This window comes from Rhizobium sp. KDH_Rht_773_N, assembly GCF_052946295.1.
Window position 1 is genome coordinate 952,816 of record NZ_JBRFNB010000002.1, and the last position, 13,489, is coordinate 966,304.

Here is a 13,489-nt window from a genome sequence, read left to right on the forward strand (position 1 = left end):
AGACGGCAGAGGGCTCGCCACCGTGTTCGGTGGCGAGGCAGCGACGCGTTCCGGCAGCGGAGCGTTGCCGCCGCCGGACATCCGCAGAGCGTCAGCGGCTTTCCTTCAGTTTCTCTAGCCGACCGGCCAGCGACGTCAGGCTGGACTTGACCTCGGCGCCGCCGGAAAGCATGTCGTGAACCGAACGGTAGAAAGCCTGCGAAACGCGGTTGTAGCTGGTGCCGGTGTAGCCGGACGGGCGCACGGCGCTGTCGGCAAAGGCCTGCTGGTTATCCTTGAGAAAGGGTATCTTCTCAAGAACTTCCGGATCGCTGTAGAGCGCCTGGATCGACGGGTTGAGAGCGGCCTTCAGCGCGCGCATCTTCTGCATGTCGGGGCCGGTGATGAAGTTCACGAAGTCGGCCGCCACTTCGGGCTTGGCGCTGTATTTATTGACACCGTAATACATCGGGCCAAGGCAACCGCTCGACTTTTCGCCTTCCTTGCCGACCGGCAGGGGCATCACCCCGACCTTGTCGACGATGTTGCTTCCCTTTTCATGCGAGGTGCCCCAGACATAGGGCCAGTTGCGGTGGAAGACCGCGTTGCCGGATTCGAAGACGGCGCGCGACTGCTCCTCATCATAATTGAGGACGCCCTCGGGGCTGATCGAGCCGATCCAGCCCTTCGCCTTTTCGAGCGCCTCGGCCGCCTGCGGATTGTCGATTGTCACCTTTCCGTCGTCGGAAATGATGGTGCCGCCGCCGTTGGAAGCAACAAGCTCGATCGCGTCGCAGGTCAGGCCTTCATAGCTCTTGGCCTGCCAGGCGTAACCCCACATGTCGGGCGAGCCGGCAGCCCGTTCCTTGTCCTGAATTTCCTTGGCGGTGGCAGCCAGCTCGTCCCAGGTCTTGGGTGCCGGCTTGCCGTATTTTTCGAGCAGGTCCTTGCGGTAGAACATCAGCCCGACATCCATATAGGCGGGCATGGCAATGAGATTGCCGTCGAGCTTGGCCGCATTGAGTGTCGAGGCGAAATGTTTGTCCTGGTCGGCCTGCGGAATCATCGTCTTCAGGTCGAGCAGGTTGCTCTTGAACATGCCGAGCCAGATCACATCGAGGAAGAGGACATCGATATCCTTGGATTTGGCGGCGAGCAGCTGCTGATAGATCGGGATCGCGTCGTCCAGAAGCGCGGGCATCTTGTTGATCTTGGCCTCGTTGCCCGTCTTTTCCTTCCAGGCATTGGCAACGTTTGTGCAGAGCTCGAATTCCGTCGGCGAGCAGAACACGGAAATGGTTTCGGCATGCGCGCTGCCGCCCCAGAGGGCTGCAGATATCGCCAATGCGGCAAGGCTTTTCTTCAACATTGATCGTTCCCTTCGTTGATAACGCTTCGGCATTACACGGAGCTCTCTGTCCCCTTAACTCCAATAGGACTGGTTATGACCAGTCATGTCAACATGGACTTTGCAGGCATTTGCGTCGAAGATACAAAACGGCAAGTGTGTCCCGCGCAGAATCGGATTTCAAAGATGCAGCAAGCTCCGGCATCGTTCATCGCGCCACAGGGCGGCATTGACCGGAACGACCCTCGGCCCCTGCACAAACAGGTCTACGAGGCCCTGCTGGCGTCTATCCGGGACGGCAAGCTGCCGTTGCGCGGCAAGCTCCCGTCAGAGCGGGAACTCGTCGATCTCTACAATGTCAGCCGGATCACCGTGCGCCATGCCGTGCGTGAATTGATCCAGCAGGGCGTCATCCACAGCCAGCCCGGAAAGGGACTTTACGTTGCCGAGCGTGGCGGCGGCTTCGAGCTACAGGTTCTCAAGAGCTTCACCAGCATCGCCGTGGCAAGCGGGCGAAGTCCCGGCCAGAGGCTGGTTGAGGCCAGTATCGTGCCTGCCCCCCTCGAGGTGAGCCGCCCGCTTTTCCTTGCGCCCGGCGCAGAGGTGATTCTCCTGTCGAGGCTGCGTCTCCTCGACAACATTCCAGCCGTCGTCCAGACCGACTGGATACCGGCGGCACGCGCTGCCGATCTGCTCAATCTCGACTGGACCGTTGCCAACCGATCGCTCTATGCCGAACTCCGCGAGCGCTATCGCATTCACCCCAAACGCGGACAGACGACGCTGAGCGCGCGGCTTGCGACGGATAAGGAGGCTGAGATGCTCGAGCTGCCGACGCCAGCTGCCGTTCTCACGGTCGATCAGATCGCCTTCGACGATCGCAACCGGCCGATCAACCTGACGGCGCTTGTCCATCATCCCGCGCGTTATCCGCTGACCCTGCTTCAGTCGGCATCGGGCGATTTTACGCAATATTGAGCCGCTCTGTCCTGTCCATCCGGCGATTGCGGTTCCGGAGGCGTTGCTCACGTGCGGAGCGTCAGGTCAAGCCGCGGCTCCGGTCGAGGAGCAATAGCCAGGCCATTCCGGCAAGCCCCGAGAAAGCGCCGACTACCGCCGTGCCGGAATAGCTGGTGATTGCGGTACCTGCGGCAAACAGCAATGCGCTCAAGCCGGCGCTGAGAAAGATGTTGACCGAAATCAGCGCGCTGCCGAGACCGGGGCGCTCGGCAATCAGATCCTGGAGATAGGTGATCGGGATGGAGATCAGCGACGCGGCGCCGATGCCGCTCACGAGCGTGAGCGCGTAGACATGCCAGGGCTGGTCGGCAGAAGCCAGAAGCAAGAGGTAGATGCCATAGAGCAATGCCCCGAGGGCAAGGGCGGCGAGCTGGCCGATGAAGCGCAGAAGGCGTGACCAGACGATGATGAAGACCACTTCCAAGAGAGCGACGATCCCCACCAGAATGCCGATATCGGCGACCGTGCCGCGGGCTGCGCCGGTGACCACGAGCGGAAATATCGCGTCATTGATATGCAGCATGCTGCTGATCAGTGCCACCGCCATTACCCGGCTGAAGATCGTCGGCGAGATCACCTGGCCGAGGGCTGCAAGATAGGAGAGATGATGCGTGGCGGCGCTGTCCGTGCCGTTTTGTCGTGGCAGCAGGAAGCCAACGAGCCCGACGCAGAGCAGGCAGGACAGGCAGGCGAAGAGATAGGCCGGCAGCATCGAGGGCGAGGAGGAGAGCAGAACGCCGGTCAGGCCGGGAACGAGCACCCAGGACAGCGAAATCATTGCCCGTGTGCCGGAATTGACGGTCGCCACCTCATCAGGCGCCATTTCGCGGGCTGCGGCGCGCACATTGGCAAAGAGCAGCGAGTTCAGCGAGCCATAGACCGGCAGCAGCAGGAGGGCGCTGAGAACAAAGATTTCCCGGGTTGGAAAAAAGTAGACCGCGCCATAGCCGGCAATGCCGAAGGTCGCGGCGACGAGCATCATCGTTCGGTATTCGCCGAGCCGGTCGGCAAGATTGCCGAGGAGGATGCTGACGATCACGTTGACGGCCGCGGCGGCGAAAATCAGTGCGGAGTAGACCGCGTTCGACAGGCCGAGTTCGACGATTCCGACCACGGATCGATAGGGGCTCGTCGTCGCGCCGGCAAACCCGAAGGTGAAGATGGCAATCATGCTCACCCGGATAGCAGGATTGCGGAAGACATCAGGGATCAGGCGGTTCATCGTCATCGTCAGCAATGGTTTGGAGCGCACCGGTGCGGACGAGAAGAATTCCCGTCCTTGCAAGGATCGCTGCGGATCAATATCAGGCGCGCCAGCGGGGAAGGGCGCGCATCGGTCGTTTAGCCGAATTCCCTATCGAACGGAAAGGCCGGGTTGTTCGCGCCACCCTTGCCGGGGACAGCGCCGTCAGCTTTTGGCATCGATGATGCCGTATTACAGCGTTGGGCTCAGCGCCACGATCGCTGCGAACCGGTCCCAATCCTTCGAAGCCTTGGGCGTCCAGGCAGCTTCGGCAATAGCCGGCAGGCGCGGGAAGACCAGCCGGTTGAAATAGCCGCGCGACAGGAAGTGCTCCGACCAGATGCAGGCCTGGACACCTTTCAGCTTGTGCTTCAGTTCCTCCGGGAATTCGCCTGCAGCTTCATAGGCATAGGTATGAGCCGGCGGCACGGTGCCCGCCCAGCTTGCGCCCGGCTCCTGGAAGGCTTCAGCCTGGACCATGTCGAGATAATAGGCCTGGCCCGGCGTCATGACGACGTCATAACCCTGTTCGGCGAGTTCGATGCCAACCTGCGGATTTTCCCAGGCCATCAAAAGCGTGTCTTGCGCTCCTACCCCGCCGCCATGGGCAACCTCGTTCCAGCCCGCAAGCCTGCGCCCGCGCTTGTCGAGCATCGTCTTGATCTGCTTGAGGAAATAGGACTGCAATCCGAACGTGCCGGAAATGCCTTGTTCGGCCATCAGTTTCCTCGCAAGCGGCGAGGCGAGCCAGGAACCGTTCGCCACTTCGTCGCCGCCGATATGAATGTACGGTGAGGGAAATAGCTCGACCATCTCGTCGAAGACCTTTTCCAGGAATTCGTAGGTCAGCGGCACGGCCGGGTTGAGCGCATTGTTCGGATAACCCTGGACGGAATGGTAGCTCTCCGGGGCTTCCTGGCCGTCCGTCAGGTCGGGCAGGGCAACCAGCGTTGCCGCATTGTGGCCGGGAATATCGATCTCCGGCACGACTTCGACATGAAGGGAGGCCGCATGCGCAACGATGTCTCGGACATCGTGCTGTGAATAGAAACCGCCGACCGGCTCCGCGCCATTGCCGAGCTGCGGCAGCAGCGGTTCGTCCGGGCCGCGCAACGCACCCGTTGTCGTCAGCTGCGGATAGGCCTTGATCTCCAGGCGCCAGGCCTCGTCATCGGTCAGATGCCAATGGAAGATGTTGAGCTTGAACCAGGCCAGGATGTCGATCAGCCGCTTGACGTCGTCAACCCGATAGAACTGCCTGGAAACGTCGAGATGGCAGCCACGCCAGTTGTAGCGCGGCCGGTCGAAAATCGTTCCGGAAACCGGGAAGCGGAATTTGCCCTTGCTGGCCCGTGCGCCGTTCAGCATCTGCGCGAGCGAGGTCAGGCCATACTGGCGCCCAGCGGCAGCCGAATAGGAAAGCGTCACGCGATCGGCCGCAAACGTCAGCCGGTAGGCCTCGGCTTCGAGCGAGGCGTCCTTCGTAAAGGTGAGGGCGCGGCCCTGCGGCGAGGCGACCAGATTGAAAACCGAATGGTCGCTTTCGAAAAGGCGGCGCGTCAGCGAAATACAGGTGGATATTGCCGACAGTTCCTCGGCGCTGGCGCCTTCCGGATAGAGGATGACCGGGAAGCCGTCACCCGGCCTCGCATCGATTTCGGCCGGCCAGGGCTGTAGCGCAAAGGGCAGGTCGAGCCTGCCCTCAGGCAGAAGGGTGGGCGGAGGCTCGCTTGCGCGGCCTTCGAGCAGCAGATCGGAGACGGCGACCGGCACATGTTCTCCGGATGACAGCGTCAGATAGGCGGATTTGGCGCCGTCGGTGCAATGCCTTGCCGGGCGGTGCAGGCCGGCGACCGTAAAGGTCCAGCTGCCGCCGGCTGCAAGGGCGAACCCGACCGGCGGTTCGAATTCATGAAAATTGGCGTTGCGTCTGAGAAAGGTGGCGTTGTCACATGCGGCGGCATCGATGACCCGGGTGAGCGAAGTATAGACAAGCTTGAAACCGGAAAGCACGTCACCGGAGAGATTGAAAAGCGTGAAGGTGAACGCTCCATTCGGCCCGCCACCAGGGTTCCAGCTGCTCTCCAGGCGATAGTCGGCCGGTTTCATGTCTCGTTCCTCTTGTTGTGCTTATGATTCAATAGTGTTCGGACTGGGAAAAAGTTCGGGCAAGCTCGGCCTGGCCGGCCGTCAGGCCGCAATCCACCGGCAGGCAGATGCCGGTGATGGCCGCAGCCTGCGGCCCCGCCAGGAAGGCAACGGCATGGGCGACGTCCTTCGGATCGACGACGCGCTGCAGCGGATACCAGCGACGGGCATCCTCGAAGACATTGGGATTGGCGGCCGCGCGAACTTCCCAGGCTTGCGTCTTCACCGTTCCCGGGGCGACGGCATTGGCGCGGATGCCGAATTTTCCGTATTCGACGGCGACCAGCCGGGTAAAGTGCAGAAGTCCGGCCTTGGCGGCACTATAGGCCGGATGGCCGAACACGTTCATGCCGTTGACCGAGGCGATGTTGACCATCGAACCCCGCGACGCCTTCAGCTGGTCTTCGACGGCCCGAAAGCAGAGAAAGGCCGCTTCGAGGTTGAGCGCGTTGTCGGCCCGCCAGATCTCAGGCGTCGTATCATGCAGGCTGACGGCGCGGGCCGCACCTGCATTGTTGACGAGTGTGCGCAGGCCGCCGAGCGCGGCCGCGCGTCCGGCGAGCGCCGCGACGCTCGTCTCGCTGGTCACGTCGCATTCGATGGCAACGAAGCGGCCGGACGGGCCGAGTTTGCCGGCAGCGGCCGCTGCGGCGTCGGGATTGATGTCCGCGAGCAGGATGATGTCATGATCGTCGGCCAGACGACCGGCGATCGCCGCCCCGATATCGCCTGCTGCTCCGGTGACGATCGCCACTGATTGCGTCATTGCCGCTTCCTTCTTTTGATCAATCGCCGAGCAGCTGCTTGTCGTCGTCGCCGTCGCGGTGGGTGATGAGCTGCTGCTTGATGCGCCTTAGCGTGACTGTCGCCTTCGGCTGGATGGCGTAGGCGACAAGGCTCGCCAGGATATCGACGGTGGCGATATAGGCGATACGCGTCGATGTCGGGCGATAGATGTTCGTGCCTTCGGGAATATCGATCGGCACGACGATCTCGGCCGCCTTGGCGACGGCGCTGCCGGTCTGTGTGAGCGCAATTGTCTTGACCTTCGCTTCGCGCGCCAGCGCAAAGGCCCGCACAAGCTCGGCATTGCGACCGGAAAAGGACGAGCCGATGATCACGTCGCCGGCCTTCGCTGCCGCCGTCATCATCAGCTGCATGCTGTGGTCGGAACTGGAGGTGATGCGCAGGCCAAGCCGAAAGAGCCGGTTCTGCAGCTCATCGGCGATCATCGAGGAGTTGCCGCCCGATCCGAAGGCGTAGATCATCTCCGCCCTGGCGATCTGGGCGACCGCAGCTTCGATGGCGGCGAGGTCCAGCGATCGGTGCAGCAGGAAAAGGGCGTTCTGCGCCTTGGTGATGATATCCTGAGCGACGTCGGCCGGATCGCTGCTCTTTGATTCCGGCTTCAGGTAGCGCACGCCCACATGGGCGGTACGGGCAAGCTGCACCTTGAAATCGGAAAAGCTGTCGCAGCCAAGGCGGCGGCAGAAGCGTGTGACCGTCGGCGGCGAGACTTCCGCGCGTTCGGCAAGCTCGATGATCGAGGCGTTCACCGCGAATTCGAAATCATTGACGATAATGTCGGCGATGCGGCTCTCGGAGGCGGAAAGCCGGCTCTTGTCTTCCTGCAATGTGGAAAAGATATCCAAGCCGGTCCTCCCACCGATCCGTCAATCAATTCTTCTTCTTATAAGCAACGCAATCGATCTCGACCTTGCAATCCACCATCATCGACGACTGGACGCAGGCGCGGGCCGGCGGATGCGCACCGAAATAGTCCTGGTAGATCTTGTTGAAGGTCCAGAAGTCACGCGGATCGTCCAGCCAGACGCCGACGCGCACGACGTCCTCCACGCCGTAGCCGGCTTCATCGAGAATGGCGAGCACATTGGTGATCGCCTTATGCGTCTGCGCAACGATGTTGCCGTCGATGATCTCGCCGTTTTCCATCGCCACCTGGCCGGAAACATAGAGCCAGCCATCGGCCTCGACCGCGCGTGCGAAAGGCAGCGGCTTGCCGCCGGCGCCGGTCTGAACAGTGCCATATCGCTTGATGGACATGTCGAGGTTCCTGCAAATTATTTTCTTGATAAGTTGACAAGGGACCATAGAAAGCAGATTTTGACCAGTGAAAAACGCCATTTATGAAAAGAATTTAAATCGGGGCGAAGATGCGCGATCCTTTCAAGAACCCATTCCCGTCCTCCGATACTGCACGGCATGCCATCTGGGAGATGCTGGTGCCTCGCGACATCGACGCGTTCCTGGCGGCGGACTGGTCGATGGTCGCGGGCGATTTCGTCGAGGAAGGCTTCATCGGCATCGACGGCCGCAAGCAGGTCAGCCCCGACAAGTGGCGCCTGGCATTTCCCACGCTTGCGGCCTATCGCGATGAGTGGTTGAGGCAGGCAAGGGATTTTGCGACACAGAGCTTCGCCGAGGATACCCGCACGGCGATCTTCACCACCACGACGCTCGAGGACATCGAGATCGAAGGCGACATGGCGCTTGTCCGCAAGAAGTTCGACGGGGGCCTGACGAAGAGCGACGGCAGCCGCGATATCATGCAGTGGCAGACGCTCTATTATTGCAGGCTCCACGAAGGACGGTGGAAGATCTGCGGATTTACCGGCTACCTGCCGAACCCGATGGGTTGAGGCGGGGCCGACACAACAAGGCCAACTCACTTGCGCATTTTCACGGCAGCACTTGCGACCGAAACCAATACGTTTTCTCCGATCTGCGTGGATCGCCGCGCTTTCGAAGCCTCTCTTTATGCGCCGCCCGGCCAACATCCGGAAACGCCCACACTCTGCACCGCCCCGATCACTGTCGGCCGCCGTGTTGCCGCCGAAAAGGGCTGGGAGCTGATCGAAGGCACCGCAGCCTGGGCGGACCCGGCCGGTCTCGTCAACCGCCAGGCCTATGAAGGGCTGCGTGATGAAATCCTCGGCCAACTCAGGGCCGCAATGCCGGTCGATGCCGTGGTGATGGGCCTGCACGGGGCAATGGTCGCAGCGGGATATGAAGACACGGAAGGCGACCTCCTGACGCGCATGCGCGAGATCGTCGGGCCTGATGTGCTGATCTGCGCCGAGCTCGACCCGCACAGCCATTTGACCCGAAAGCGTATCGAGGCGCTGAATTTCGCCGTCTATTTCAAGGAATTCCCGCATACGGATTTCGTCGATCGCGCCGAGGATCTCTGGCGCATCGCCGTCGATACGCTTGAGCGCAGGGTCAAGCCGGTCAATTCCGTGTTCGACTGCCGGATGATCGATGTCTTCCCGACTTCGCGCGATCCGATGCGCTCCTTCGTCGACAAGATCATGCGGATCGAAAAGGAAGATCCGGATATCCTGTCGATCTCCGTCGTTCATGGCTTCATGGTCGGCGACGTGCCCGAGATGGGGACCAAGCTGCTTGTTGTCACTGACAACAAGCCGCAAAAGGGCGCGGCGCTGGCGCGCGAACTCGGCATGGAGCTGTTCTCCAGGCGCGGCACTTTCATGGTGCCGCAGATCGACGAGAAGGAAGCCGTATCGCGAGCCATGGCTGCCAAAGCCTGGCCGGTCGTCATTGCCGATGTCTGGGATAATCCGGGTGGTGGAACCGCTGGCGACGCCACCGTCATTCTCGAGGAGCTTCTGGCCCGCGGTGTGGCAAGTGCTGCGGTTGGCACGATCTGGGATCCGGTTGCCGTCCAGATCTGTTTTGCCGCAGGAGAGGGGGCAGAAATTCCGCTGCGCTTCGGCGCAAAATCGGCACCCGGAACCGGCAATCCCGTCGATGGCATGGTGAAGGTCGTCAAGCTGGTGAAGAATGCCGAGATGCAGTTCGGCGAAAGCCTCGCACCTTTCGGCGATGCGGCGCATATCGTCCTTGATGGTATCGACATCATTCTGAACTCGACCCGGGCGCAGAGCTTTGATCCGAGCCTGTTTTCGGTCATGGGCATCGATCCGGCCAGGCAGAAGATCCTGGTGATCAAATCGACCAACCATTTCTTCGCCTCCTTCTCGAAGATCGCCGCCGAGATCCTCTACTGTTCGGCGGGAACTCCCTATCCCAACAACCCGGCGACGACCAACTATCGCCGGGCGCCGAAGACCATCTGGCCGATCGTGGCCGATCCTCATGGAACCGAACGCGGAGCTGCCTGAGATGCATGACAACCGGTTTGCCGTCGTCGCCAGGGCTGGAGACAGGATCGAGGATCTTTCCACACCCCGCCCGATCATCGACGAAGACAGGCTGGCCGCCAACATTTCAAGGGTTCAGTCCTACATGGACGCGCATGGGCTGAATTTCCGCCCGCATATCAAGACGCACAAGATACCGGCACTGGCCGCCGCCCAGGTCGCCGCCGGCGCCAAGGGCATCAATTGCCAGAAGGTGACGGAAGCCGAAGTCTTCGCCGAAGCCGGCTTTGAGGACATCCTGATCACCTTCAACATCATCGGAGCCCCGAAGCTCGAGCGGCTCGCTGCCTTGAACGATCGCATTTCCGGTCTCAAGGTCGTTGCCGACAGCGCGGTGACGGTCGATGGCCTGTCGTCACATTTCTCCGGCCGCAAACCGCTTGCCGTCCTCGTCGAATGCGACACCGGCGGCGCGCGCTGCGGCGTGCAGACGCCCGAGCAGGCGGCATCGCTCGGCAAGCGCATCGCTGCGGCCGACGGACTGACATTCGCCGGTATCCTGACCTACCCGAAGCCGCAATCGGCCGAAGCTGTGGAAGCTTTCATCCAGGCGACATTGAAGCAATTGTCGGCGGCGGGTCTCGCCTGCCCGATCGTCAGCAATGGCGGCACGCCCAGTCTCTTTCAGGCGCATCTGGTCAAATCGGCGACGGAGCACCGGGCCGGAACCTATATCTATAATGACCGTCAGATGATCCGGATGGGGCATTGCACGCAGGACGATTGCGCAATGCATGTCCTGGCGACCGTCGTGTCGCGGCCGAATGCCGACCGCGCCGTTATCGACGCGGGCTCCAAGGCGCTGACCTCCGATCTTCAGGGTTTTGCCGATTTCGGCCTTGTCGTCGGTTATCCCGAGGCCAAGATAACCAGTCTCTCCGAAGAGCATGGCGTCATCGACCTCTCGGCCTGCACCGGTCAACGGCCCGAGATCGGTGAAAAGCTCTTCATCATCCCGAACCATACATGCGTGGTTTCGAACCTCTTCGATACGATGGTCTTCCATCGCAACGGCATCGTCACGCGCGTCGAGGACGTCGCCGCGCGCGGGCTCGTCTGGTAATTGTCTCCCGGTGGACGGCCGTTCAGGCCGTTGCCGGAGCCAGAAGGTTCATGTCGATATCGGTGAGCTCGACACGGCGTTCGAAGGCGACGCCTTCCTCATCGAAAAGATGGCAATCGGCAGCGTTGATGCCGACGGCGACCGGCGCGTCCGCGCGGATGCCGACACTGCCGGGAAGCATGGCGCAGAAATTTTCCGTCTCGCTGCCGAGCGCGGCATAGGCCACCGTGTTGGCGCCAAGCCGCTCGATGACGCTCGGCGTGACCGTCAGCGAAATATCGCCGGAGCCCAGCTGGATATGCTCCGGACGGATGCCCAGCGTCAGCGCCTTGCCGATCATGCCATCGCGCGGAGCGACCGGTAGGGTTGCCTGCTGGCCGCGATAGTCCACGGTCACGCCTGCCTCGCTTGCGGATGTGCAGGTCACAGGCAGGAAATTCATTTTGGGGTTGCCGATGAAGCCGGCTACGAATTGGTTGGCGGGCTTGTGGTAGAGTTCGAGCGGCGCGCCGGTCTGTGAAATATTGCCTGCGTCCAGCACGACGATGCGGTCGGCCATCGTCATGGCCTCTACCTGGTCATGGGTGACGTAGATCATCGTCGCCTTCAGCTGCCGGTGCAGCTTGGCAAGTTCGATGCGCATGTCGGCGCGAAGCGCGGCGTCAAGATTGGAGAGCGGTTCGTCGAACAGGAAGATCTTCGGCTCGCGAACGATGGCGCGGCCGATTGCGACACGCTGGCGCTGCCCGCCCGAGAGCATGCCCGGCTTCTGCTGCAGCCGCGTGTCGAGATGCAGGATGCGCGCGGCATTCTCGACCTTGGCCCGGAGCTTTTCTTCCTCCATCTTCTCGACGCGCAACGGGAAGGCGATATTCTCGAAAACCGTCATGTGCGGATAAAGCGCGTAGGACTGGAACACCATGGCAATGCCGCGTTTGACGGGCGGCAGGTCGTTGACCCTGACACCATTGATGATGATGTCGCCCTTGCTCGTCGCGTCGAGGCCCGCGATCATGCGCAGGAGCGTGGACTTGCCGCATCCCGAAGGCCCGACGAAGACGACGAACTCGCCGTTCCTGACATCGAGGTCGATGCCTTTGAGAACTTCGTAGTCGCCATAGAATTTTTGAACCTTGTTGAGCTGAAGCTGTCCCAAAAATCTGTCTCCGGTCCCGGCCTGAATATGCAAAGTTTGGTCGGTGAGGATCGCAGATCAACGACCTGCGATCCTCGACGGCGGATTACTTGAAGGCTTCGATCTCGCCGGCAGCCTTTTTCAGGGCGGCTTCAGGCTCTGCCTTGCCGGTGACGACGGACTGGACCATCTCGATCATCGAGTTCTGGAAGCCCTTGTAGTCCGTGAAGAGCGGCTCGGGGCCACCATAGCTGATCCCCTCGATGAACGGCTTCCAGAAGGGATCCTTGGCAACGAATTCGTCCACCTTCGCGGAGGGACGCAGCGGGGTGAGGCCTGCGCCGCCCTGCAGTTCGTATTCACCCTGGATGTCGGGCGAGGTGATGTACTTGGCGAATTCGATTGCCTTGTCCTCGACGCCCGAGCCCTTGAAGATCGCAAGGCTGTCGGTGATGAGCAGCGTGCCCGGACCCTTGGCGTCCGGACCGAGCGGAAGGGTGGTGACGCCCCAGTTGATCTTCGTATCCTTCAGGCGATAGGCGGCACCGGAGCCTGCCTGGATCATCGCGACCTTGCCATCGAGGAAGATGGCGCGGACTTCGTTCTGCTCATAGGCGGTCGGGCCTTCCTCGGCATAGGCCGATATATCCTTGTATGCCTTCAGCGCTGCGAGGATCTGCGGACTGTCGAGCGTGATCTTGCCTTCGGCATCGGTTACGGCGCCATTGTTGGTGTAGACCCAATGCATGAACTGATGCATCGTGTTGTCGAAGGTCTTGGCAGAGAGACCGAAGCCCGGAATGCCGGTCTTTTCCTTGACGGTCTTTGCCATCTGGATTTCTTCAGCCCAGGTCTTCGGCGGCGTCTCGGGGTCAAGGCCGGCCTGCTTGAAGAGATCCTTGTTCCAGTAGAGTGCCTTGGTGGAGAAGGCGATCGGGACGCCCCACTGGTTGCCGTCGAAGGTGACCGTATCGACGATGTGCGGGTAATAGCCCTTCTTCTCGTCATCGGTCATCGGAACGGGAACGATAAGGTCGTTCTGGGCAAATTCCTTCAGCGTGCGCGAGCCGACATAGGCCATGGCGACCGGCGTGCCGGCGGCAGCCAGCGTCGTTGCCTTGTCCTGGCACTGTGCCCAGCCGACGACTTCCGGTGCGATCTTCCAGCCGGCGTTCTTGGATTCCCATTCCTTGATATATTTGGTGTGGATCGGGTCGATCGTGTCGCCGCAATAGATCCAGCTGATTTCCTTGTCGGCTGCCTGGGCCGTGACGGCGGTCAAGGCCGTCGAACCAAGCAGGGCGAGCGCCATAAGGCCTGTCTTGATGGTAATGCTCACGTCGTAACT

General features: G+C 61.3%; 12 protein-coding genes. 4 read left to right on the forward strand and 8 right to left on the reverse strand.

Annotation, left to right across the window (positions count from 1 at the left end):
* Nucleotides 1-91: 91 nt before the first annotated feature.
* On the reverse strand, nucleotides 92-1,348 hold the full coding sequence (locus ACU8HS_RS26350; protein WP_112569096.1) for an ABC transporter substrate-binding protein: 1,257 nt from the start codon (nucleotides 1,346-1,348) through the stop codon (nucleotides 92-94).
* Nucleotides 1,349-1,513: 165 nt separating this feature from the next.
* Here ACU8HS_RS26350 and ACU8HS_RS26355 point away from each other — a divergent pair, with 165 nt between their 5' ends.
* On the forward strand, nucleotides 1,514-2,305 hold the full coding sequence (locus ACU8HS_RS26355) for a GntR family transcriptional regulator (protein WP_447016039.1): 792 nt from the start codon (nucleotides 1,514-1,516) through the stop codon (nucleotides 2,303-2,305).
* 61 nt (nucleotides 2,306-2,366) lie between these two features.
* On the opposite strand, the gene ACU8HS_RS26360 is transcribed toward ACU8HS_RS26355, so the two are convergent.
* The 5 genes from ACU8HS_RS26360 to ACU8HS_RS26380 form a co-directional block, all read right to left on the reverse strand.
* Nucleotides 2,367-3,581: an MFS transporter gene (locus ACU8HS_RS26360; protein ID WP_447016469.1), complete on the reverse strand. Its 1,215-nt coding sequence runs from the start codon at nucleotides 3,579-3,581 to the stop codon at nucleotides 2,367-2,369.
* Nucleotides 3,582-3,782: 201 nt separating this feature from the next.
* A complete protein-coding gene (locus ACU8HS_RS26365; RefSeq protein ID WP_113413859.1) occupies nucleotides 3,783-5,699 on the reverse strand; it encodes a beta-N-acetylhexosaminidase in 1,917 nt (638 codons plus the stop codon).
* Nucleotides 5,700-5,727: 28 nt separating this feature from the next.
* Entirely contained in the window at nucleotides 5,728-6,504 is a 777-nt protein-coding gene (locus ACU8HS_RS26370) for an SDR family oxidoreductase (protein ID WP_113413860.1), read from the reverse strand.
* A gap of 19 nt (nucleotides 6,505-6,523) precedes the next feature.
* The gene (locus ACU8HS_RS26375) at nucleotides 6,524-7,390 is read right to left on the reverse strand and encodes a MurR/RpiR family transcriptional regulator (protein ID WP_112569104.1); all 867 of its coding nucleotides are present in this window, start codon (nucleotides 7,388-7,390) and stop codon (nucleotides 6,524-6,526) included.
* A 25-nt stretch (nucleotides 7,391-7,415) separates the two neighbouring features.
* Complete coding sequence (locus ACU8HS_RS26380) at nucleotides 7,416-7,802, reverse strand: RidA family protein (RefSeq protein ID WP_113413861.1); 387 nt, start codon at nucleotides 7,800-7,802, stop codon at nucleotides 7,416-7,418.
* Between the two features lie 110 nt (nucleotides 7,803-7,912).
* Here ACU8HS_RS26380 and ACU8HS_RS26385 point away from each other — a divergent pair, with 110 nt between their 5' ends.
* Genes ACU8HS_RS26385 through ACU8HS_RS26395 form a run of 3 tightly spaced genes read left to right on the forward strand, consistent with a single transcriptional unit; the run spans nucleotide 7,913 to nucleotide 11,006 of the window.
* A complete protein-coding gene (locus tag ACU8HS_RS26385) occupies nucleotides 7,913-8,398 on the forward strand; it encodes a hypothetical protein (RefSeq protein ID WP_112704405.1) in 486 nt (161 codons plus the stop codon).
* Nucleotides 8,399-8,428: 30 nt separating this feature from the next.
* On the forward strand, nucleotides 8,429-9,904 hold the full coding sequence (locus ACU8HS_RS26390) for a M81 family metallopeptidase (RefSeq protein WP_113413862.1): 1,476 nt from the start codon (nucleotides 8,429-8,431) through the stop codon (nucleotides 9,902-9,904).
* A gap of 1 nt (nucleotide 9,905) precedes the next feature.
* Nucleotides 9,906-11,006 (forward strand): D-TA family PLP-dependent enzyme, encoded by a 1,101-nt coding sequence (locus ACU8HS_RS26395; RefSeq protein ID WP_113413877.1) that lies wholly within the window; start codon nucleotides 9,906-9,908, stop codon nucleotides 11,004-11,006.
* Nucleotides 11,007-11,028: 22 nt separating this feature from the next.
* Here ACU8HS_RS26395 and ACU8HS_RS26400 read toward each other — a convergent pair whose 3' ends face one another.
* Both ACU8HS_RS26400 and ACU8HS_RS26405 read right to left on the reverse strand, forming a co-directional pair.
* Nucleotides 11,029-12,162 carry a sn-glycerol-3-phosphate ABC transporter ATP-binding protein UgpC gene (locus tag ACU8HS_RS26400; protein WP_113413863.1) on the reverse strand — a complete coding sequence of 378 codons (1,134 nt, stop codon included), beginning with the start codon at nucleotides 12,160-12,162 and terminating at the stop codon, nucleotides 11,029-11,031.
* Nucleotides 12,163-12,247: 85 nt separating this feature from the next.
* Complete coding sequence (locus tag ACU8HS_RS26405; RefSeq protein WP_112754217.1) at nucleotides 12,248-13,453, reverse strand: extracellular solute-binding protein; 1,206 nt, start codon at nucleotides 13,451-13,453, stop codon at nucleotides 12,248-12,250.
* Between the last annotated feature and the right edge of the window lie 36 nt (nucleotides 13,454-13,489).